Here is an 18,481-nt window from a genome sequence, read left to right on the forward strand (position 1 = left end):
GCAATACTTCGATTATTCTAGATAAATGGTTGCGATGACATGCGTCCCCTGAATGTTCTGTTCCTTTGCACAGGCAACTCGGCGCGCAGCATTCTTGCCGAGGCACTGGCCAGCCATTTAGGGCGCGAACGTATCCGCGCTTACAGTGCGGGCAGTCATCCCAAGGGCGTAGTTCATCCGGTGGCCCTGCAGGTGCTCTCGGAGATTGGCTTCGACGTTGCCGGGCTGTCGAGCAAGCCGTGGGATGCATTCGCAGGTCCGGAAGCACCGCAGATGGATCTCATCGTAACGGTGTGCGATCGTGCCGCGGGTGAAGCGTGTCCCGTGTGGCCAGGCCACCCGGCTACCGCCCACTGGGGCATCCCCGACCCGGCCGCAGTGCAGGGCAGTGCTGATCAGGTCCATAAGGCGTTCCTGAGCACGCTTCACCAGCTCCAGCACCGTCTCGGATTGCTGTTGGCGCTTAAGCCTGAAGCGCTGGACCGCATGGCCCTGCAATCGCAGGTGCGGGCGCTGGGCAATGGCGCCGAGGCTCACGCGCCAGATAACACCGGAGAAGCCTCCCCGATGTAGTCGCTGATCTGCCTTACTGCCTCGCGCGCGTATCGGGTCACCCCGATCAGCGTGGCCGATGCTGCGCCATTCCAGTCGCCATAGCCAAGCAGCCAAACCGATGGCGCTGCGACCGACCGAACCTGGGTGTCATCCACGTCGATCCGACCACGAGCGTTGACAATGCCCAGTCCTTCCAGGTGCGACAATACCGGCCGGAAGCCGGTGCACCAGATCATCGCGTCGAAGTTGCGTTCGCTGCCATCTGCCCACTGCATGCCGGTGGCGGTGAAACGGACGGGTGGCGGCATGGAGACCAGTACACCGCGGCGCCGTGCGTCCACCACCGGCGGCACCATCACGATGTCGCCAAAACCATCCCGCTGAATATCCGGCTCGCGTCCTTCCTGCTGAGCCCTCCACTTCTCGGTTGCGCGTGCGAACAGAACGCGCCCGTCGACATCGTCGGCCAGGAAGGCTGGCTCCCGCTGGGTGATCCACGTGGTCTTGGCCACCTTGGAGACCTCGGCCAGAATCTGTGCGCCTGAGTTGCCGCTGCCGATGATGGCCACGCGCATTCCGGCGAAGGGTTCGGGATGGCTGTAGTGGGCCGAGTGCAGCTGCACGCCGCCGAAAGCGTCCAGACCTTCATATCCGGGCGTGCAGGGATGCCGCCACGTACCCGTGGCGCTGATCACTGCACGTGTCTGCCACTGCCGGCCGTCATCTGCTTCCACCCGCAGCCGGCTCCCCGAGCGGCTGATGCGTTTCACCTGCACGGGACGGATGACAGGCAGCGCATACTTATGCTCGTAGCGCGCGAGGTAGTCGAGCACTTCCGCCTGCGACGGGTACGGTTCCCGGGTAGCAGGCATCGGCCAACCGGGAATCGAGCTCCAGCCCGCCGGCGAGAACAGATGCAGGGATTTCCACGCATGCTGCCACGCCCCGCCAGGTGACGTTTCGGCATCAAGAATCACATAGGACAGCCCGCTGCGACGCAGAAAGTAGCCAGCCGAAAGACCCGCCTGGCCACCTCCGATCACCACGACATCGACGCTTTCCATCGGGACTTCCTCATGCTGCAGCACCTAGGCGGTTCAGCGGCTCCGTGCATCGGCAGGAAAGTAGCTTTTGCCCAGGCGCAGGGCGACGTGGACCAGCAGAATCAGCACGGGCACTTCCACCAGCGGGCCGATAACAGCCGCGAAGGCTACCGGGGAAGCCAGCCCGAACGCCGCGATCGCCACGGCGATGGCCAGTTCGAAGTTGTTGCCTGCTGCGGTGAACGCGATCGCGGTGGTGCGGGGGTAGTCTTTGGCGATCAGCTTGCCCATGAAGAAACTGATGACGAACTGGATGATGAAGTACAACGTCAGCGGGATCGCGATGCGTACCGCGTCCATCGGAATCCTCAGCACATCGCCGCCCTTCAGGCTGAACATCGCCACGATGGTAAACAGCAGTGCGGCGAGGGTTACCGGGCTGATGGCGGGCAGGAACGTCTCTTCATACCATTGCACGCCCTTGCGCGCCTTCAACCATCGGCGGGTGAGGAAGCCCGCCAGGAACGGGATACCAAGGTAGATCAGAACAGCCTCGGCGATGGTCCAGAAACTGACATCGATGACGCTGCCCTGCAGACCGAACACCGGCGGCAACCAAGACAGGAAGAACCACGCGTAGACGCTGAACAGCGCAATCTGGAAGATCGAGTTGAATGCCACCAGCCCAGCGACGTACTGGCCGTCACCACGGGCAAGCTGATTCCAGACCAGCACCATGGCGATGCAGCGTGCCAGCCCGATCAGGATCAGGCCGGTCATGTACTCGGGGTAATCGCGCAGGAACAGCACGGCCAGGCCGAACATCAGGAACGGACCGACGATCCAGTTCTGCAGCAGCGAGAGCATCAGTACCCGTTTGTCGGCGAAGACCCGCGGCAGTTCCTCGTACTTCACCTTGGCCAGCGGCGGATACATCATCAGGATCAGACCAATCGCGATCGGGATGTTGGTCGACCCTATGGAGAGGCTGTTCAACGCGCTGGGCACACCCTCGAACAACGCCCCCATACCAACGCCGAGCGCCATGGCGGCGAAGATCCAGAGCGTGAGATACCGGTCCAGGAAGGACAGGCGGGAGGTATCAGTGGTCATGGGGATTTCCGGAAGGACGGTCAGTTGATCTGTGCGATCGGGTCGAGCCGGGCCTTGAGGGCCTCGCAGTCATCCCAGGCGCTGTCGGAGATCTCCAGGAAGGCCCTCAGGCGCGCCTTGATGATCTGGTGCGCGCGATCAAAGGCTTCGGCTTTCTCTCCGTCCGAGCCTTCAACGCCGGCCGGATCGAACAGGCCCCAGTGCACCCGTACAAAGTCGCCGAACACTACCGGGCATGCCTCGACCGCCGCGCTGTCGCAGACGGTGACGATCAGATCCATCGGCGCGGCATCCGCTTCGGCGAACTCGTTCCACGACTTGCTGCGAAGGCCGTCCACCGGGAAACCCTCGCGCTGCAACTGAGCAATGGCAAACGGGTTGACACGGCCGGCCGGCTGGCTGCCGGCGCTGAAGGACTCGTAGCGGTCTTGGCCCCACTTTTTCAGGGTCGATTCGGCCAACACACTGCGAGCGGAATTACCGGTACACAAGAACAGGACGCGACGGGTCATCTGAGCGATCTCTAAGGTGGGTTGGTCAGCAGCCTGCGGGGCGTTCACAGGCCTGTTCGTCGGCACAGCAGTTTTCAGTGAGGTAGGCCACCAGCTCGTTCATTGCCACGAACTCGGCCCGGTAGCAGATGGTCCGGCCACGTTGCTCGGCGCTGATCAGTCCCGCAGCCAGCAGTTCCTTCAGGTGGAAGGAGAGCGTGGCGCCAGGCAAGCAGAGCGTCTGGGCAATGTCACCGGCCAGCTTGCCGCCGCTGCCGGCCTGTACCAGCAGGCGGAAGATCGACAGGCGGGTGGCGTGGCCCAGGGCAGCAAGAGCGTGGGTTGCAGTGTTATGTTCCATAATTCTAGAATAATGGAATCGATATCGCAGGACAACCCCGTGCAGCAGATCCCCAACGTGGTCCCAGGTGCCTTAGACATCCCGACGGCCACCAAGCTCAACGACCCGGCCGCGCGGCCGCACCGCCCGCGCATCCTGATCCTGTACGGCTCGCTGCGGCCTCAGTCGTTCAGCCGCAAGCTGGCGCTGGAGGCGCAGCGGCTGCTGGAAAAGCTCGGGGCGGAAACCCGCCTGTTCGATCCACACGAGCTGCCGATGCTTGACTCGGTGCCAGCCACCCACCCAAAGGTGCAGGAGCTGCGCCAGGCCTCGCTGTGGTCGGAGGGCCACGTGTGGGTCAGCCCGGAACGCCATGGCACCCTTACCGCGGTATTCAAGAACCAGATCGACTGGCTGCCACTGGAAGAGGGCAGCGTGCGCCCCACCCAAGGCCGCACGCTGGCCGTGATGCAGGTCTGCGGCGGTTCGCAGTCGTTCAACGTCGTCAACGCGCTGCGTGTGCTCGGCCGGTGGATGCGGATGGTGACGATCCCCAACCAGTCCTCGGTCGCCAAGGCCTGGCAGGAGTTCGACGACGAAGGTCGAATGAAGCCTTCGGCGTACTACGATCGCGTGGTGGACGTCATGGAGGAACTGGTCAAGTTCACCCTGCTGGTGCGTGGGCGCAGCGACTACCTGGTGGACCGTTACAGCGAGCGCAAGGGGGCCATCGAGGCGGCGGCGCTGGCGGCCGCTGCAGGGGTGGTGGAAACTGTTTTTAACGAGGAGGAAAGTGCGTGAACGCGGTCATCTACCACAACCCCAAGTGCGGCACCTCGCGCAACACTCTGGCGATGATCCGCTTCGCCGGGATCGAGCCGGAAGTGATCGACTACCTGGCCCACCCGCCCAGCCGCGCGCGCCTGGTCGACCTCATCAGGGCCGCGGGCTTGAGCGTGCGCGACGCCATCCGGCAGAAGGGCACTCCTTATGACGAGCTAGCATTGGGCGATGCGGCACTGAGCGACGACGCGTTGCTTGATGCCATGCTGGCGCACCCAATACTCATCAATCGTCCTTTCGTGCAAACCGATAATGGCACGCGCCTGTGCCGGCCTTCCGAACTGGTGCTGGATATCCTGCCGAAGCTTCCCGGACCATTCCGGAAGGAAGATGGAGAGTTGGTGGCCGAGCACAGGGGAAGCCCGGCGACCTAGTCTGGGTGCTGGGCCGGGCTGGCCGCCTTTGAGAACAACAGGAGATCCTGCCTCATGCCGACGCTCCATCCCGCAAAAAGCGAAAGTGCGTGGCGTGTCTTCATGGTGTTCCTACGACTGGGACTGACCTCGTTCGGCGGCCCGATCGCCCATCTGAGCTACTTCCGCCTCGAGTTTGTCGAGCGCCGCCGGTGGCTGACGGACCGTAGCTACTCGGATCTGGTGGCCTTGTGCCAGTTCCTGCCAGGCCCAGCCAGCAGCCAGGTTGGGATGGCGCTGGGCTTGGCTCGCGCCGGCTGGCTTGGCCTGCTAGCCGCCTGGGCAGGTTTTACCCTGCCATCGGCCGTACTGATGATCCTGTTCGCATTTGGCGTTGCTCGATACCAAGGCATCCTCGAATCCGGTTGGCTGCATGGCCTGAAGATCGTTGCAGTTGCCGTGGTGGCTCAGGCGGTATGGGGAATGGCCCGGACCCTATGCCCGGACCGTCTGAGGGCAGGGATGGCGCTCGTCGCCGCCGTATTGACGCTGGCACTACCCTCGGTCTTCGGCCAGATGGTGGTGATCATCTGCAGCGGCCTGCTCGGTCGCTGGGCGCTGAAAATCGAGCCTGCCCAGGGCCATTTAGCTTGCAGCTATCCCGTCTCGCGAAGAACGGGCACGGTAGCGCTGATGCTGTTGGTGCTGCCGCTTGTTCTGCTGCCTGTGTGGGTGGTAGCTAGTGGCTCCCCGTTGGCTGTGCTGTTGGAGGGTACGTACCGTGCTGGTGCTTTGGTCTTTGGCGGCGGCCATGTCGTACTGCCGTTGCTGCAGACTGGGGTTGTCCAAAGTGGCACGGTGACCACCGCGGATCTGCTCGCTGGGTACGGTGCGGCGCAGGCGGTGCCAGGCCCTCTCTTCACTTTTGCGGCGTACTTGGGAGCCCTGGCCGAGGGACCGCTGGGTGGCTGGCTTGGAGGCCTTGTGCTATTGGCAGTCATTTTCCTGCCAGCCTTTCTTGTGCTCGTGGGGGCGCTGCCGTTCTGGGAGGCCCTGCGCCACCGAAAGGCTTTGCAAGCTTCGATTGCTGGCGTCAACACCGGGGTGGTTGGGATCCTGCTGGCTGCGTTGTACGACCCGGTGTGGACGAGTGCGATCCATGACCGATGGGATGCAGCGATGGCGCTGGTTGCGTTCGGGCTACTGGCCCTCGCGCGTACACCGCCGATCCTGGTTGTGTTGCTGGCTGCCATGACGACCTGGGCCCTGCCACGGTAACGCCGCCAGGTCAATCAGGCGCGCCTCTGCAGCACAACATAACGTCTGCTTCTGGCCAGCAGCGGTCATTCACAATCCCTCGGTCAAGTCGATTCGCAGGACGCGACCGTGACAGGCCCTAGCTAGAGATATTTTCTCGCGCGGCGATTCTCTCGACCAGTGTATTGATCGCCGCCTCCATGGCGTGGGCAGTCTTGTCGCCGCTCTGGTTGGTGATGACGAAAATGCCAAGGTCATACTTCGGCATGATGTAGATATAGCACTGCGAGCGGGGCACACCACCATGATGGGCATAGTAGGTGCCCTTCAAGCGGTCGCCGCCGACGATGTTCCAGAAATAGCCGATGCTGAACTCGGAATCGAATTCGACGAGAGTACGGTGCGATTCCGTCACGACGGGCCCGCCGGCCAGCTGGAACTTGAGGTACTTCACCATTTCCGGAACGGTCGCCTTTACGTTCCCCGATGCTCCCCAAGGCAACTCCGGCATGGGCGAGGTCGGTACCGCGTTGTCACCGTGGTAGCCGACCGCAAGCCGGGGCGCCTCAGCATCGCCCAGCCTGATTCTGAGGTCCGCCATTGCCGCGGAATCGCGAAAGAATTCGCGTAACAGCGACTCATAGTCGCTCTTGTAAACCGTCTCCAGAATATGCGCCGCCAGTTGGGTTCCAGCACTGGAGTAGGCATAATCCTTTCCGGGCACTTGGTGAATCTCGACGGCATGCAGGTCCCTGAAGAAATCCGCCTTGCCATAGCCGGCGTAAATAGCATTGAGTTCACGAGGCGTACGCTGATCGGTGAAGTCCGCGAGCACCGTGTTCGCGCGTTCCGGCAACATGTTCGGAAGACCGCTCGTATGCGACAGCAGGTGACGGATGCGGATGGGGTCGCCCTTGTACTGCAGGTTCGGATAATCGCCGTGCAGATACTTCCGGACATCGTCGTCCAGCCCCAGCCTGCGCTCCAGGACGGCGTTGGCCATCAGGGTCCCTGCCATGGTCTTGCTCAACGAACCGATTTCGTAGAGGGTCGCGTCGGTCGGAGGGCTCAGCCTGCCGGCTTCCATGTTGCCGCGATGACGGATGAATTCCTGGCCCCGATATACGACTGCGATCGAGGTTGAGTGGAGCAACGGCTGCTGTATCAGTGTTGCGGCCACCTCATCGAGGTCCGCCCCAAGATCCTTTGCCGGCACATGCTCGCCCTTGCAGCCGGCAGCCAAGAGCACGACGGACAATACGAAGTAGTTGAGCCACCGCCCGTTCTGAACAATCCTCGAAATCGCTTGCATGCGTCTGTGCTTGAAGGGTTGTGGCAAGAACTCTCAAGATAGCCGAACACCGAGGGCCGCACACCTGTCCCTGTTCTCGCGGCGGCCGCCGCTGGCGCCAGCCAGAAGGCGTGCGTGTGGACGTCCGCTTCGGGTCGAAAGCACACGTCGTCCCGGGGCTTCGTCGGCATCAATGGGTGGAGTCGTTCGCCCGCGACTGGTAGAACTCGCCGATGCGTCGAACAAACCGCTGCGGGTTCGCACCGGCAAGATTGGTCAGCACGATCACGGCCAAGTCTTCGTCCGGGTAGACGACGAATGCCGCGCGGGCGCCGCCAATGCCTGCGACCTGGCGCGGGCGATCAGCCTTCAACACCGGCCAGCCTAAGGCCCAATCGCTTTTCGCCCCGCTGTTCAGTGGCTCTGGCTGCCACATGCGCTGGACATGTGCATCATCGATCAACTGGTCCTGCGACAGCGCAATGATCCAGCGCGACAGCTCTTCGGCCGTCGTCTGGATTCCGCCACCCGCCCACAGGCTGTAGGGCATTTCATAAATCCAATGCGACAGGCGCTCACCGTCGTCCGGTGCCAGCGAGCCCCGCGGCGACACGCTGTAGATCGTGGCGGCTCCGGCAACCAGGTCATAGCTGTCACCGAACGTGGTGGAGGGCATCCCCGCCACATCGAACTGTCGCTGCGTCACGAATCGCTCGTACGGTTGCCCGCTCAACTTGACGATGATCCGCGACAGCAGGCCGTAGTTGGTCTGGTTGTACGAAAACTGTTCGCCTGGCGATACCTCCAGAGGCCGAGCCTCGACCGCGCTCCATGCCTCCGGCTCCGTCGCACCGCCAAAGGCCCCCTGCGAGTCGATGATCTCCGGAAGGCCTGATGTATGCCCCAGCAGCTGCCGGATCCGCACCCCACGCCAGGTCGCGGGCACATCGTCCAAATAGCGTGACAAGGGGGCGTCCAGGTCCACCCGTCCGTCCTGGACCAGTTGCATCATGGCTACGCCGGTGAACGACTTGGTGGCCGAGTTGATCGGAAACAGCGTCTTGCCGGTAACAGGCACCCGGTTCTCGACATTGGCGAACCCGTAGTTCTCCAGCAGCACTACTTTCCCATATTGCACCACTGCCAACTGGAGGCCCGGAATCCGGTGCTCCTGCATGGCCTGCTGGATGAAGGCCCTGGCCTTGCTGTTGGCTGCCTTAAGAGAACCGGCCGCAAGCGCCTGGGCTGGAAGCCATGCCGACAGGGCAACGGTCAGCAAGGCGGTGCGCAAGAGTGCAGGCAGCATAGATTTCCCTGGGCCAGGTCGTCTGGAAAATGGATTGGCGAGTGCCGACGGAACCGATGCCGGCCGGCAACCTTAGGCCCAGGCACCCGGGCACGACAGTGCAAAGAGTCATGCTCACAATAAGGTGGAGCGCCTGCTGTTCGCCCGCTGTCACATCAACTGCGACTAGCTGAAATCTTTGATCGCCTACCTGGCAGGGTATTCCGCGCACCAGCATCCTGTTCGATCTGATGACTAATGATTCTCAGGACCTGCTGCGGTAACGGTGTACGGCTGCCCCGCTATCACTACTTGATCAGGAAGTCATTCAGTGATTTTCCGCTTGCTACCAGCTCGGCTATCCATCGCGGTTGCCGCCCTCGACCGGACCACGTCTGGCCGCGCACTGCAGGATTACGGTACTTGGGAGCGATCTTGGGCACTGTCGATTTGGCAGACCTCCGATCACCTCGCTTCTTGGCGGTTTCGGAGGGCACGATCACTGAAGCGCCGTACAGTTCCTCTATCGTGTAGCCATGATCCTTGACGTACTTATTGATCTTGGCGCGCATCGCTGTGGCCTTAGGGCGTGACAGCACTTTGGACTGCTGCTTCTCCGCCTGAGCAATCAGTGAGCGAAGTTCCTTGGCCGTAAGGCCGCTGATATCAATAGTCATGAATTCTTCCCCGGTGTCGAGGCCCTAGCCTATGCTCAAATGACATTGCGTGTCACTCCATGTCCACTATGAGTCGCTCAATCTCAGGATCGACTACTAAAAAGTGGATCGTGTTAGCTACTCTCTCACTGCACATGATTTTCACGTGGCATATGGACCTGAGGACTAAAGACGCGCCGTGAGTGATTGCTATGGCGTCGCCAAGAGTTCTTTGAGATCGCCAGTTTGAGGCATTGGATGAATCGACGTTAGACTCAAGCGCTTTCCGTAGCAGATCAGGGAGGCAAGGCGCATAACCGTGAGATCAATTCCCTTCATTGTCGCTGCCGCGTTGGCGGGAACTTCGCTGGCTGCAGATGCTTCTGAGGATAACCTCCATAGAGATCCTTACTTTGATCCAGGAGGCGCCGCCAGGTTCAACTATGGCTGGCTCGACTACGGGCCGTCCAGCCGCCTGCAGCTTGAACTGCTGCGTGCAGACCTTGACGCTGGAACCGGACCGTTCTCCTTTTCTGCCCAGTACCGCTGGTATGATGGCTTCGACGCCGTGCATCACGCGTACGCGGGCTGGCAGTTCTCCGATGCTACCCAGCTGAAGGCAGGTATCCAGCAGATCCCGTTCGGGCTGCTCCCTACCGTATCGCAGAGCTTCTGGTTCGGCTCCGGCTACTACTTGGGCATTGAGGATGATTACGATCCGGGCCTTGTAGTGATTCACCGCACCGGCAGCACGACCTGGCATCTCGGCTGGTTCTCCGGAGACGAATACGGGTCCGGGGCTCGCTATGATCGCTACTCCTTTGATGTCGCGCAGACCGAGGCGTTGCCGTATCGCGAGCGGCAACGACTGCATGCACGCGTGGAGAGTGCGCGCGCCTGGGGCGGCGGCGAGCTGTTGCTGGGCGCATCAGCGTTTGCTGGCAAGGTGCAGAACACTCAGACACGGCGTCACTACGGTCATCAGGGCGCGGCCCTCCATGCACAGTGGCAGCGCGATGGTTGGACCGCGCAGTTGCAGTGGGCGCGGTACCGGTATGACGTGCCCGGAGATCGCATCGCAATGTCGGCGTTCCAATTCCCCTTCCAGGTTGCAGCGCAGGCGGATGTGCCAAGCGCCAACATCGCCTATTCGTTCGGCCAGAAGGGCTGGCTGGATGACATCACCTGCTATAACAACCTCAGCATGACCCGCCCGGTCGGGCACCGCGCGGGCCTTCGTGATTCGTGGCAGAACGTGACCGGTTGCAGCCTGCAGAAAGGCATCATGCTCACCTATGTCGACTGGATCGCTGGCCGCAACATGTGGTTTGCCGGTGGTGATGGTATCGGCATCGACGAGGGAGGACCTTCCCGCTGGCATTCACGGCTGAACTTCAACATCGGCTTCTACTTCTGATCGGCCTCGCGCAAGCCGGAGGCTTCTTCACCCAACAACACGGAGGTATCCATGCAGAGCACGGCTCCGCAACATCCCCCCGTTCGCCAGCGGATTCTTCCGCAGGTGTTCATTCCCACGGCAGCCATCGTCATCGCGCTGCTGGCGCTTGCTGCCATCGTGCCCGATAGAGCCACGCGGTGGTTCACCGCGGCCAAGTCATGGGCTGCCAATGATGCAGGCTGGTTCACCATCCTTGCGGTGGCCGGCTTCCTGGTCTTCGTCGTCGGCGTCGCCATCAGCAGTTACGGCCGCATCAAACTCGGCCCTGACCACAGTACGCCGGACTACAGCTACGGCTCCTGGTTCGCCATGTTGTTCGCTGCCGGCATGGGCATCGGTCTGATGTTCTTCGGCGTTGCTGAGCCCATCATGCACTACGCCACGCCGCCGGTCGGCTCGCCCGAGTCGGCCGCAGCTGCCCGCCAGGCCATGCGCATCACCTTCTTCCACTGGGGCATCCACGCATGGGCGATCTACGCAGTGGTGGCGCTGTCGCTGGCGTACTTTGCCTACCGGCACAATCTCCCGCTGCGTGTCCGATCCGCACTGTATCCGCTCATCGGCGATCGTATCCACGGCCCGTTGGGGCATGCTGTAGACACGTTCGCCGCGCTGGGTACCATCTTCGGCCTGGCCACCTCGCTGGGGCTGGGCGTCATGCAGATCAACGCCGGCCTGAACTACCTGTTCGGCCTGGAGGTCAGTACGCTCGTCCAGGTTGGCTTGATCACCGTCATCACACTGGTGGCGACCGGCTCGGTCGTGGCTGGCCTGGACAGCGGCGTACGCAGGCTGTCCGAGCTCAACATGATCCTGGCGGCAGCGTTGCTGGCCTTCGTGCTGGTCTGTGGACCCACCGTGCACCTGATGCAGGCACTGGTGCAGAACACCGGCATGTACGTTTCCCAGCTGTTCTCGATGACCTTCAACCTTTATGCCTACGAACCCACGGGTTGGCTGGGTGGCTGGACGCTGTTCTACTGGGGCTGGTGGATTGCCTGGTCGCCCTTCGTTGGCATGTTCATCGCGCGCATCTCACGTGGACGCACCGTCCGTGAGTTCGTGGTGGGGGTGTTGCTTGTGCCGCTTGGCTTCACATTCCTCTGGATGACCATCTACGGCAACACCGCGTTGCACATGGTGCGGGCGGAGGGCATCCAGCAGTTGGTGCAGGCGGTCTCAACCGACAGCTCGATGGCGCTCTTCGAGTTCCTGGAGCACCTGCCGCTGACCATGCTGACCTCTTCGCTGGCGGTCATCCTGGTTGCGCTGTTCTTCGTAACCTCAGCGGACTCCGGTGCCCTGGTAATCGACATGCTTACCTCGAAGGGTGAGGAGGAATCGCCGGTCTGGCAGCGGATCTTCTGGGCGCTGCTGGTCGGCGGCCTTGCGATTGCCCTGCTGGTGGCCGGCGGCTTGGAATCATTGCAGGCGGCCACCATTGCCAGTGCGTTGCCATTTACGATCGTCATGATCCTGATGTGCTGGGGACTGCTGAAGGCCATGCATCTGGATGCAACCAAGCGCTCGATCCTGCGCGAGGCACGTATCTTGCCGGGTACCAGCGAGGATTGGCGGGCGCGCCTGCGCCTGCTGGCGCACAATCCGTTGAAGATCGAGGTGACCGGCTTCATCGAGCAGCGTGTCATCCCAGCATTGGAAGAGGTTGCGGCTGAGCTGCGCAAGCAGGATCTGCCGGTCCAAGTCTCCAAGGGGGAGGATGGTCGTGCGTGGCTGCAGGTTGGCCATGGCGAGGAGATGGACTTCTTCTACTCGGTACGGCCCCAGCCCTATGAGCCGCCGACGTTCGCCCTGCAGGATCCCCGTCGGCCGGTCAGCGAGGGTACCCGTCATTACCGTGCGGAGGTCTATCTGCGGGAGGGCGGGCAGGACTACGACGTCATGGGATGGACCAAGGTTCAACTCATCCACGATGTGCTCGATCAATACGAGCGCCACCGTCAGTTCCTGGACAAGGTGCGCTCGTAGAATCTGCACACAGATGCCGCCCGGAGTAGCGGCATCTGCCTTGGGTCGGGCATGACCCTGCGTTGACGTGGCCTCGGCGCCCGGCCGTGCTATTGATGGTCGAACTTCCCAGGAAGTAGCCCATGCTCACCAGATTGAGGCTTGCAGCCAGCAAAGTTACAAAGCGGATGTGGTTCCGCTCGACCCTGTATGGCGCCCTAGGCATCATCACGGCGTTGGCGGGCGCGTTCCTGAAGTTCCTCATTCCCGTCGGCCTTGCCGCACGGATCGGCGCAGATTCCGTCGGCAATATTCTTGGCATTCTTGCCGCGTCGATGCTGACGGTAACCACCTTCTCGCTGTCCACCATGGTCTCGGCATACGGGTCCGCGTCCAACAGCGCCACCCCGCGCGCGGCCCGCCTGCTGATCGAAGACACCCGGGCCCAAGGTGCGCTGGCCACCTTCATTGGTGCCTTCCTGTTCTCGATCGTGGGCCTCATCGCGCTCAGCACCGGCATCTACGGAGATAGCGGCCGGCTTGTACTGTTCGGGGCAACCATCGCGGTCATCATCGTCATCACAGTGACGTTGCTCCGGGCTATCGAGCAGTTCTCACGCTTTGGCCGCGTCGGCGAAACCATCGATCTGGTGGAGCGGGCGACCCAAGTGGCAATGAAGCGCCGCGCCGAGGAGCCTTCGCTCGGCGGAGCCAGTGCGGTTCGGGTAGGAGAGGGGGCGGTGCAGCTGGTCGGCGATCAGGTGGCCTACGTTGAACACGTGGATGTCGGGCGGATCAACGCCATTGCGCAGGAACATGATCTACGCGTTCATCTGCTCTGCCAGCCGGGTACGTTCGCAACCCCAACCCGTCCGTTGATAGCCATCGAGGGAAATCTACTTCCTGAAGTACAGAGTGAAGTGATCTCAGCCATTTCCTTTAGCGACGCGCGCTCCATCGAAAATGACCCACGGTTCGGGCTGGTCGTGCTTGCGGAAATTGCCCAGCGAGCCATGTCACCTGCGGTGAACGACCCTGGGACCTGCATCGACGTCATCGGGACATGTGTCAGGCTGCTCTGTGCATGGTCCAGCCACGCAGGGGACGCTGCGACAGGCGAGGTGCTGTATCCGCGCGTGCACGTGCAGTGTCTCGACGTACGCGACATGTTTGAGGACGCGTTCACTCCGATTGCCAGGGATGCCGCCGCGTCCCTGGAGGTCAGTATCCGGCTGCAGAAGGCCTTCGCAGCGTTGGCAGGGTCCTCGAATGAAGCGACAAGAGTCGCATCACAGGCGCATGCCCGCATCGCGTTGGAGCGCGGCCTATTGGCCATGGATTTCGAAGCTGATCGCGAGGCGCTTCGAGCCGTCGCATCTTATTTGACTCTGGAAGATGTGGACCACCGTTCGTAGTGTCTTCCTATCAAAGCCTTTGAAGCGCTGCGCTGGCTATCAGTGCTCGGCTGTGGTCTGGAGCACATCCGGTCAGCTCACCTTCCACAGCATGTATGCGGCGGTAATGAAGATCAGTACTGCAAATACCGTGTTCAGAGCTCCACGATAGTTGGCAAGCTTCGTCGAAATTGCTGCTCCTGCAGTACCGCCAGCCATCCCGGCAACGACGAACACTGCCGCGAGCTTCCAGTTGATCAGGCCTGCATGCGCGTAGTTCAGTGCGGTGGTCATGCCGAATGCGGCGACGGCGAGGAGCGAGCTTCCGACTGCGGCAATGATCGGCATTCCCGTCGCGGCCACAAGTGCGGGCACGATGAGGAAACCTCCGCCAATGCCAAAGAAGCCAGAAAGCCCACCGGCAGTGGCGCCCAGCCCAATCAGTGCGGGTGCATTGCGCCTGCCGAGCCGAGCGTCCGCGAAGCCAAGCGTGTTGCGCCTGCGAAGCATGGCGATGCCGACAATGACCATGACCACAGCAAACAGAGCCAGCAGTCTCTTGCCGTCGAACGCCTTGCCCAAGCTGGAACCCAGGTAGGCGCCCGCGATCCCCGCCAAGGCGAAGACCGAGGCACAGGGCCAGCGAACATTCCCTTTACGGGCATGCATCACCAGATTCGACACCGCATTGACCGCCACTGCCAGGGCGCTGGTGCCGATAGCCACATGCGGATCTTCCACCCCGACCACGTAGAGCATCAGTGGTACCGCAAGGATGGATCCGCCCCCACCAACCACGCCAAGGACGAAGCCGACCAGGACGCCAGACAGGCCGCCCAGCACCCACTGCAGCATAGATAGCGTTTCCATATGTCAGTCGGCGGACGCCGGACCTTGCTGCAGCCGTGTTGCGATGGAGGAAAGGTCGTAGCCTGCGTCCGAAGCAACAGACAGGACGTCAGCAAATGCCGCTCCATTGTGAACGACTTCCGACAGCGCCCACAGCATCGCAGCACGGGTGCCGGTTCTGCAGTACGCGACAACAGGGCGTGGCAGCGCGTCGATCAACTTGGCAAAGGTATGCACCTGATCATCGGTAATAACACCAGGCACTACCGGAAGATAGGCAAACTGCATGCCCGCCTGGTCGCAGGCAGCCTGCAGCGCATGGTGACTGGGCTGCTCCGGCTGTTCGTCGTCGGGCCGGTTGCAGATCACGCTCGCAAAGGCCTGCTCCTTCAGGGCTTCAATGTCCTTTGGCAGGAGCTGACCGGACACCTTGAGGCTGGCAGAGAGTGGCTTGAGGTTCATGGTTGTCCCGTAGTTGCGGTGGGGCGATGAATGAGGCCATGCAGGAGCACGCCAGCGATCATTGCCGTGGCAAAGATGATCGCGAAGGGCTGGCCGGTTCCCAGCAACGCGATGGCCGGGCCGGGACACACTCCGGCCAGTCCCCAACCCAGGCCGAATATCGCCGCACCGATGACCAGGCGCCGATCGATGATGCGAAGGGTGGGAATGTGCAGCGATGCGGCAAGCAGTGGTGTTCCTCGGGCGCGTATCCACAGGTAGGCTGCGCCGGAAGGAATCAGTGCGCCCAGCATGACCAGCGCCAGGGAGGGGTCCCAGGCGTCGCTCACATCCAGGAAAGCAAGCACGCGGGCTGGGTTGGCCATATCGGATACGACCAGGCCCAATCCGAAGAGTGCGCCGCACAGGAACGCGGCAAGACGGATCATGCCGGGCCTCCGGTCGCAATCTGTACCAGGGTTGCCGTGGCCATGCCCACGAGCATGAACACGCAGGTCGCCACCACCGAACGCGGCGATGCCCGGCCTAGTCCGCAGACACCGTGCCCACTGGTACAGCCAGCGCCAAGGCGAGTTCCGTAACCCACCAGCAGTCCGGCAATCACCAATACCACTGCTCCGTTTGCGGAGAGCGCCGGCAGGGGTATGGGCCTGGCCACCATTGCCAAGCCTGACGCCAGGGCAAGTCCCGCCAGGAACAGGGCAGCACTGCTGCGTCCGCCGTCACCCGGCATGCCCAGTGTCCTGGCAAGCAGACCCGAGATGCCAGCAACGCGCCCGAGAAGGAGTAGATAGGCTCCGGCCGCTGTTCCGATCATCGCACCGCCAGCGAGCGGCCAATACCAGGCCAGATGAGAGAGCGTCATAGCAGGTCCACCGGCAGCTTGAGGTAGCGCACGCCGTTTTCTTCGGGTTCGGGCAGATGGCCGGCGCACATGTTGACCTGCACTGACGGCAGGATCAGCCGTGGCATCGGAAGCGTGGCATCACGAGCCTCCCGCAGTTCCACGAACATGGCTTCACTCACGCCCTCGTGCACATGCATGTTTGTTGTCCTTTCGGCACCGATGGTTGTTTCCCATGCGAAATGGTCCCGGCCGGTGGCTTTGTAGTCATGGCACAGGAATACGCGGGCGGCGTCGGGCAGGGACAGCAGGCGCTGGATCGAGCGATACAACTGGCGCGCCGAGCCACCTGGAAAGTCGCATCGGGCGGTGCCGTAGTCCGGCATGAACAGCGTGTCTCCAGGAAATACGGCGTCGCCGATCACGTACGCCAGACAAGCCGGGGTATGGCCTGGCACGTGCAGCGACATCGCGTGCAGATTACCGATGCGGAAGGAGGCACCGTCGGCGAACAGGCGATCGAACTGGCTGCCATCCCGCTTGAATGCAGTGCCGGCGTTGAAGACCTTGCCGAAGGTTTCCTGGACTGCGGTGATGTGTTCGCCAATAGCCAGCGCGCCTCCCACCTGCTCCTGCAGCCATGGAGCCGCGGACAGGTGGTCGGCATGCGCGTGGGTTTCCAGCAACCATTGCACCTGTAGGCGCTCGGCCCGCACGTAGTCCACCAACGCCGATGCGGAGGCAGTGGAGGTGCGGGCTGCGGCCATGTCGAAGTCAAGGACGCTGTCGATGATGGCGCACGCTGAAGAAGATGGATCGCGTACGACGTGACTGGCAGTGAAAGTGGCAGGATCGAAGAAGGTCTTTACATGAGGCGAGGGGAGCAGGCCGGCACGGGCATCGTTGACGACGCGGACAGCCTGCTCCAAGGGGGCGTCTACCGCTACGGATTGGTTCACGACTGGCTCCGGGGGGATTGGTTGCTTAATCATTACATAGTTACATAAGGTGTGAAACTATAGAAGCATGCTAGACTGGGCGCCTTCCCCATGGTGTTTGCATCACATCACCCGGCCAAGTTGCCCTTACCCGTGACCAGCCCCCCATTCAGCCCGTCAGACCTAGCCACGATGAAGGAGCGCGTGCCCGAAGTGGCCGAGTTGCTGCGCTTCATGGCCACTCCCTCCCGCCTGTTGCTGCTGTGCCAGCTCGCGCAAGGTGAAATGACGGTGAGCGGACTGGAGGACGCCACCGGCATCCGACAGCCGGCGCTCTCCCAGCAACTGGCCGAACTCCGCCAACGAAAGCTTGTAGCGACCCGACGGGAATCGCGGTCGATCGTCTACCGCATGGCAGACCCGCGCGTTGCAGCACTGCTGGGCGCGATGCATGGGATCTTCTGTGCGGACGATACATCAACTTGAAGTGGCCTAAGGCGTCTAGAAGGGACGGGCTAGACTCACTGACCTAGGGGAATTTAGGCCATCGGCGTAGTCTGCCCCAAAACCAATTGACCGCAGCAGGCTCGAGGTCTGCTGCGGCCTAGGGATGTTTATCAGGGATGGGGTGGATGTCTGCTTATGGCCGCTCCTCGACCTTCGATGGGCAAGGAGCGACCCTTATGGACTCAGACATCAGTCTGCTCGGCAATCTCTAAGGCATCATCGACCTCGATGCCTAGGTAACGCACGGTGCTCTCGAGCTTCGTGTGCCCAAGCAATACTGGACAGCCCTGAGGTTTCGCGTCCTGCGGTAGATCAACGAAGCTTTTGTCCTGCGCATCGTGTGCGTGCCATAGGAACCCGACTCGAGACCAGCTTCCTCAACCCAGCGGTGGACAATCCTGGCGTACTGTCTCGTCGAAAGCTGGGGCGAGTCCGACCCGTGGGTCGCGAACAGGAAGTCCGAGGCCTTCAGGTCAGCATGAGTGATCCAGGCCTGTACAGCCTCGCGAGTCGATTGGGTAATTTCGAACTGGACAGGGCGACCGGTCTTCTGTTGCATCACCATAGCTCGCGAAGCCATCTGCCTGCCGTGAGATACATCGGACACCCGGAGTTTCACCAAGTCGCAGGCGCGGAGCTTGGAGTCAATTGCCAGATTGAATAGGGCTAGATCTCGAACCTTGTGGCCAAGCTGAAGTCTGATCCGGATGGCCCAGATATCTTTCAGCTTGAGCGGCGCCTTCTGACCGATCAGCTTTCCCTTGTTCCAGGGCTCGTGGGGCTGGTGTGTGTGAATAATTGCCATGACCTACTCCTGTTGAAGGGGGGTGGTC

General features: G+C 61.9%; 21 protein-coding genes. 8 read left to right on the forward strand and 13 right to left on the reverse strand.

Going from position 1 to position 18,481, the window contains the following annotated elements; genetic code table 11:
• The first annotated feature begins 39 nt into the window (after positions 1 to 39).
• A complete protein-coding gene (locus tag ACZK29_RS00815) occupies positions 40 to 573 on the forward strand; it encodes an arsenate reductase ArsC (RefSeq protein ID WP_072167338.1) in 534 nt (177 codons plus the stop codon).
• Here ACZK29_RS00815 and ACZK29_RS00820 read toward each other — a convergent pair.
• Genes ACZK29_RS00820 through ACZK29_RS00835 form a run of 4 tightly spaced genes read right to left on the reverse strand, consistent with a single transcriptional unit; the run spans position 534 to position 3,563 of the window.
• Positions 534 to 1,619 carry an ArsO family NAD(P)H-dependent flavin-containing monooxygenase gene (locus ACZK29_RS00820; protein ID WP_021202115.1) on the reverse strand — a complete coding sequence of 362 codons (1,086 nt, stop codon included), beginning with the start codon at positions 1,617 to 1,619 and terminating at the stop codon, positions 534 to 536. The genes ACZK29_RS00815 and ACZK29_RS00820 overlap by 40 nt on opposite strands.
• A gap of 33 nt (positions 1,620 to 1,652) precedes the next feature.
• Positions 1,653 to 2,711 carry an ACR3 family arsenite efflux transporter gene (gene arsB, locus ACZK29_RS00825; protein ID WP_005420869.1) on the reverse strand — a complete coding sequence of 353 codons (1,059 nt, stop codon included), beginning with the start codon at positions 2,709 to 2,711 and terminating at the stop codon, positions 1,653 to 1,655.
• Positions 2,712 to 2,731: 20 nt separating this feature from the next.
• Positions 2,732 to 3,223 carry an arsenate reductase ArsC gene (locus ACZK29_RS00830; RefSeq protein WP_021202114.1) on the reverse strand — a complete coding sequence of 164 codons (492 nt, stop codon included), beginning with the start codon at positions 3,221 to 3,223 and terminating at the stop codon, positions 2,732 to 2,734.
• 25 nt (positions 3,224 to 3,248) lie between these two features.
• A complete protein-coding gene (locus tag ACZK29_RS00835; protein ID WP_005420865.1) occupies positions 3,249 to 3,563 on the reverse strand; it encodes an ArsR/SmtB family transcription factor in 315 nt (104 codons plus the stop codon).
• Positions 3,564 to 3,602: 39 nt separating this feature from the next.
• On the opposite strand from ACZK29_RS00835, the gene arsH reads away from it, so the two are divergent.
• Genes arsH through chrA form a run of 3 tightly spaced genes read left to right on the forward strand, consistent with a single transcriptional unit; the run spans position 3,603 to position 6,016 of the window.
• Entirely contained in the window at positions 3,603 to 4,343 is a 741-nt protein-coding gene (gene arsH, locus ACZK29_RS00840) for an arsenical resistance protein ArsH (RefSeq protein ID WP_031269347.1), read from the forward strand.
• Positions 4,340 to 4,759, forward strand: coding sequence for an arsenate reductase (glutaredoxin) (gene arsC / locus ACZK29_RS00845; protein WP_005420861.1), 420 nt, complete (start codon positions 4,340 to 4,342; stop codon positions 4,757 to 4,759). Before arsH ends, arsC begins: the two co-directional genes overlap by 4 nt.
• A 54-nt stretch (positions 4,760 to 4,813) precedes the next feature.
• On the forward strand, positions 4,814 to 6,016 hold the full coding sequence (gene chrA / locus ACZK29_RS00850) for a chromate efflux transporter (RefSeq protein WP_072167335.1): 1,203 nt from the start codon (positions 4,814 to 4,816) through the stop codon (positions 6,014 to 6,016).
• A gap of 118 nt (positions 6,017 to 6,134) precedes the next feature.
• On the opposite strand, the gene ACZK29_RS00855 is transcribed toward chrA, so the two are convergent.
• The 3 genes from ACZK29_RS00855 to ACZK29_RS00865 form a co-directional block, all read right to left on the reverse strand.
• Positions 6,135 to 7,307, reverse strand: a complete 1,173-nt coding sequence (locus ACZK29_RS00855; protein ID WP_005420857.1) for a serine hydrolase domain-containing protein — start codon at positions 7,305 to 7,307, stop codon at positions 6,135 to 6,137.
• Between the two features lie 169 nt (positions 7,308 to 7,476).
• Positions 7,477 to 8,592, reverse strand: a complete 1,116-nt coding sequence (locus tag ACZK29_RS00860) for a serine hydrolase domain-containing protein (RefSeq protein WP_021202112.1) — start codon at positions 8,590 to 8,592, stop codon at positions 7,477 to 7,479.
• Positions 8,593 to 8,879: 287 nt separating this feature from the next.
• The gene (locus ACZK29_RS00865; RefSeq protein WP_005420854.1) at positions 8,880 to 9,248 is read right to left on the reverse strand and encodes an H-NS histone family protein; all 369 of its coding nucleotides are present in this window, start codon (positions 9,246 to 9,248) and stop codon (positions 8,880 to 8,882) included.
• 298 nt (positions 9,249 to 9,546) lie between these two features.
• On the opposite strand from ACZK29_RS00865, the gene ACZK29_RS00870 reads away from it, so the two are divergent.
• From ACZK29_RS00870 to ACZK29_RS00880, 3 genes are all read left to right on the forward strand, one after another.
• Positions 9,547 to 10,644 (forward strand): hypothetical protein, encoded by a 1,098-nt coding sequence (locus ACZK29_RS00870; RefSeq protein WP_072167334.1) that lies wholly within the window; start codon positions 9,547 to 9,549, stop codon positions 10,642 to 10,644.
• Between the two features lie 51 nt (positions 10,645 to 10,695).
• Positions 10,696 to 12,675: a BCCT family transporter gene (locus tag ACZK29_RS00875; protein ID WP_021202110.1), complete on the forward strand. Its 1,980-nt coding sequence runs from the start codon at positions 10,696 to 10,698 to the stop codon at positions 12,673 to 12,675.
• Positions 12,676 to 12,797: 122 nt separating this feature from the next.
• Positions 12,798 to 14,069 carry a DUF2254 domain-containing protein gene (locus ACZK29_RS00880; RefSeq protein WP_005420848.1) on the forward strand — a complete coding sequence of 424 codons (1,272 nt, stop codon included), beginning with the start codon at positions 12,798 to 12,800 and terminating at the stop codon, positions 14,067 to 14,069.
• Positions 14,070 to 14,141: 72 nt separating this feature from the next.
• Here the strand turns inward: ACZK29_RS00880 and ACZK29_RS00885 are convergent, their stop codons facing one another.
• From ACZK29_RS00885 to ACZK29_RS00905, 5 genes are read right to left on the reverse strand one after another with little or no spacing between them, the layout of a single operon-like run.
• Entirely contained in the window at positions 14,142 to 14,903 is a 762-nt protein-coding gene (locus ACZK29_RS00885) for a sulfite exporter TauE/SafE family protein (RefSeq protein WP_005420845.1), read from the reverse strand.
• An 18-nt stretch (positions 14,904 to 14,921) separates the two neighbouring features.
• On the reverse strand, positions 14,922 to 15,359 hold the full coding sequence (locus ACZK29_RS00890) for a protein tyrosine phosphatase family protein (RefSeq protein ID WP_005420843.1): 438 nt from the start codon (positions 15,357 to 15,359) through the stop codon (positions 14,922 to 14,924).
• Positions 15,356 to 15,787: a DUF6691 family protein gene (locus ACZK29_RS00895; RefSeq protein WP_005420840.1), complete on the reverse strand. Its 432-nt coding sequence runs from the start codon at positions 15,785 to 15,787 to the stop codon at positions 15,356 to 15,358. The genes ACZK29_RS00890 and ACZK29_RS00895 overlap by 4 nt, the downstream gene beginning before the upstream one ends.
• Complete coding sequence (locus ACZK29_RS00900; protein WP_005420838.1) at positions 15,784 to 16,224, reverse strand: YeeE/YedE family protein; 441 nt, start codon at positions 16,222 to 16,224, stop codon at positions 15,784 to 15,786. Before ACZK29_RS00900 ends, ACZK29_RS00895 begins: the two co-directional genes overlap by 4 nt.
• Positions 16,221 to 17,090, reverse strand: a complete 870-nt coding sequence (locus tag ACZK29_RS00905) for an MBL fold metallo-hydrolase (RefSeq protein ID WP_031269345.1) — start codon at positions 17,088 to 17,090, stop codon at positions 16,221 to 16,223. Before ACZK29_RS00905 ends, ACZK29_RS00900 begins: the two co-directional genes overlap by 4 nt.
• A 243-nt stretch (positions 17,091 to 17,333) precedes the next feature.
• Here ACZK29_RS00905 and ACZK29_RS00910 point away from each other — a divergent pair, with 243 nt between their 5' ends.
• Complete coding sequence (locus ACZK29_RS00910) at positions 17,334 to 17,627, forward strand: ArsR/SmtB family transcription factor (RefSeq protein WP_021202108.1); 294 nt, start codon at positions 17,334 to 17,336, stop codon at positions 17,625 to 17,627.
• A 253-nt stretch (positions 17,628 to 17,880) separates the two neighbouring features.
• Here ACZK29_RS00910 and ACZK29_RS00915 read toward each other — a convergent pair whose 3' ends face one another.
• Positions 17,881 to 18,453 carry a tyrosine-type recombinase/integrase gene (locus ACZK29_RS00915; RefSeq protein ID WP_227832889.1) on the reverse strand — a complete coding sequence of 191 codons (573 nt, stop codon included), beginning with the start codon at positions 18,451 to 18,453 and terminating at the stop codon, positions 17,881 to 17,883.
• Positions 18,454 to 18,481: the final 28 nt, after the last annotated feature.

It is taken from the genome of Stenotrophomonas sp. 89682_Sma (genome assembly GCF_056481405.1).

Coding starts and splice junctions, on each gene's coding strand:
- ACZK29_RS00815 (WP_072167338.1), top strand. CDS start 40: ATGCGTCCCCTGAATGTTCTGTTCCTTTGCACAGGCAACTCGGCGCGC.
- ACZK29_RS00820 (WP_021202115.1), bottom strand. CDS start 1,619: ATGGAAAGCGTCGATGTCGTGGTGATCGGAGGTGGCCAGGCGGGTCTT.
- arsB (WP_005420869.1), bottom strand. CDS start 2,711: ATGACCACTGATACCTCCCGCCTGTCCTTCCTGGACCGGTATCTCACG.
- ACZK29_RS00830 (WP_021202114.1), bottom strand. CDS start 3,223: ATGACCCGTCGCGTCCTGTTCTTGTGTACCGGTAATTCCGCTCGCAGT.
- ACZK29_RS00835 (WP_005420865.1), bottom strand. CDS start 3,563: ATGGAACATAACACTGCAACCCACGCTCTTGCTGCCCTGGGCCACGCC.
- chrA (WP_072167335.1), top strand. CDS start 4,814: ATGCCGACGCTCCATCCCGCAAAAAGCGAAAGTGCGTGGCGTGTCTTC.
- ACZK29_RS00855 (WP_005420857.1), bottom strand. CDS start 7,307: ATGCAAGCGATTTCGAGGATTGTTCAGAACGGGCGGTGGCTCAACTAC.
- ACZK29_RS00860 (WP_021202112.1), bottom strand. CDS start 8,592: ATGCTGCCTGCACTCTTGCGCACCGCCTTGCTGACCGTTGCCCTGTCG.
- ACZK29_RS00865 (WP_005420854.1), bottom strand. CDS start 9,248: ATGACTATTGATATCAGCGGCCTTACGGCCAAGGAACTTCGCTCACTG.
- ACZK29_RS00875 (WP_021202110.1), top strand. CDS start 10,696: ATGCAGAGCACGGCTCCGCAACATCCCCCCGTTCGCCAGCGGATTCTT.
- ACZK29_RS00880 (WP_005420848.1), top strand. CDS start 12,798: ATGCTCACCAGATTGAGGCTTGCAGCCAGCAAAGTTACAAAGCGGATG.
- ACZK29_RS00885 (WP_005420845.1), bottom strand. CDS start 14,903: ATGCTGCAGTGGGTGCTGGGCGGCCTGTCTGGCGTCCTGGTCGGCTTC.
- ACZK29_RS00890 (WP_005420843.1), bottom strand. CDS start 15,359: ATGAACCTCAAGCCACTCTCTGCCAGCCTCAAGGTGTCCGGTCAGCTC.
- ACZK29_RS00895 (WP_005420840.1), bottom strand. CDS start 15,787: ATGATCCGTCTTGCCGCGTTCCTGTGCGGCGCACTCTTCGGATTGGGC.
- ACZK29_RS00900 (WP_005420838.1), bottom strand. CDS start 16,224: ATGACGCTCTCTCATCTGGCCTGGTATTGGCCGCTCGCTGGCGGTGCG.
- ACZK29_RS00910 (WP_021202108.1), top strand. CDS start 17,334: ATGAAGGAGCGCGTGCCCGAAGTGGCCGAGTTGCTGCGCTTCATGGCC.
- ACZK29_RS00915 (WP_227832889.1), bottom strand. CDS start 18,453: ATGGCAATTATTCACACACACCAGCCCCACGAGCCCTGGAACAAGGGA.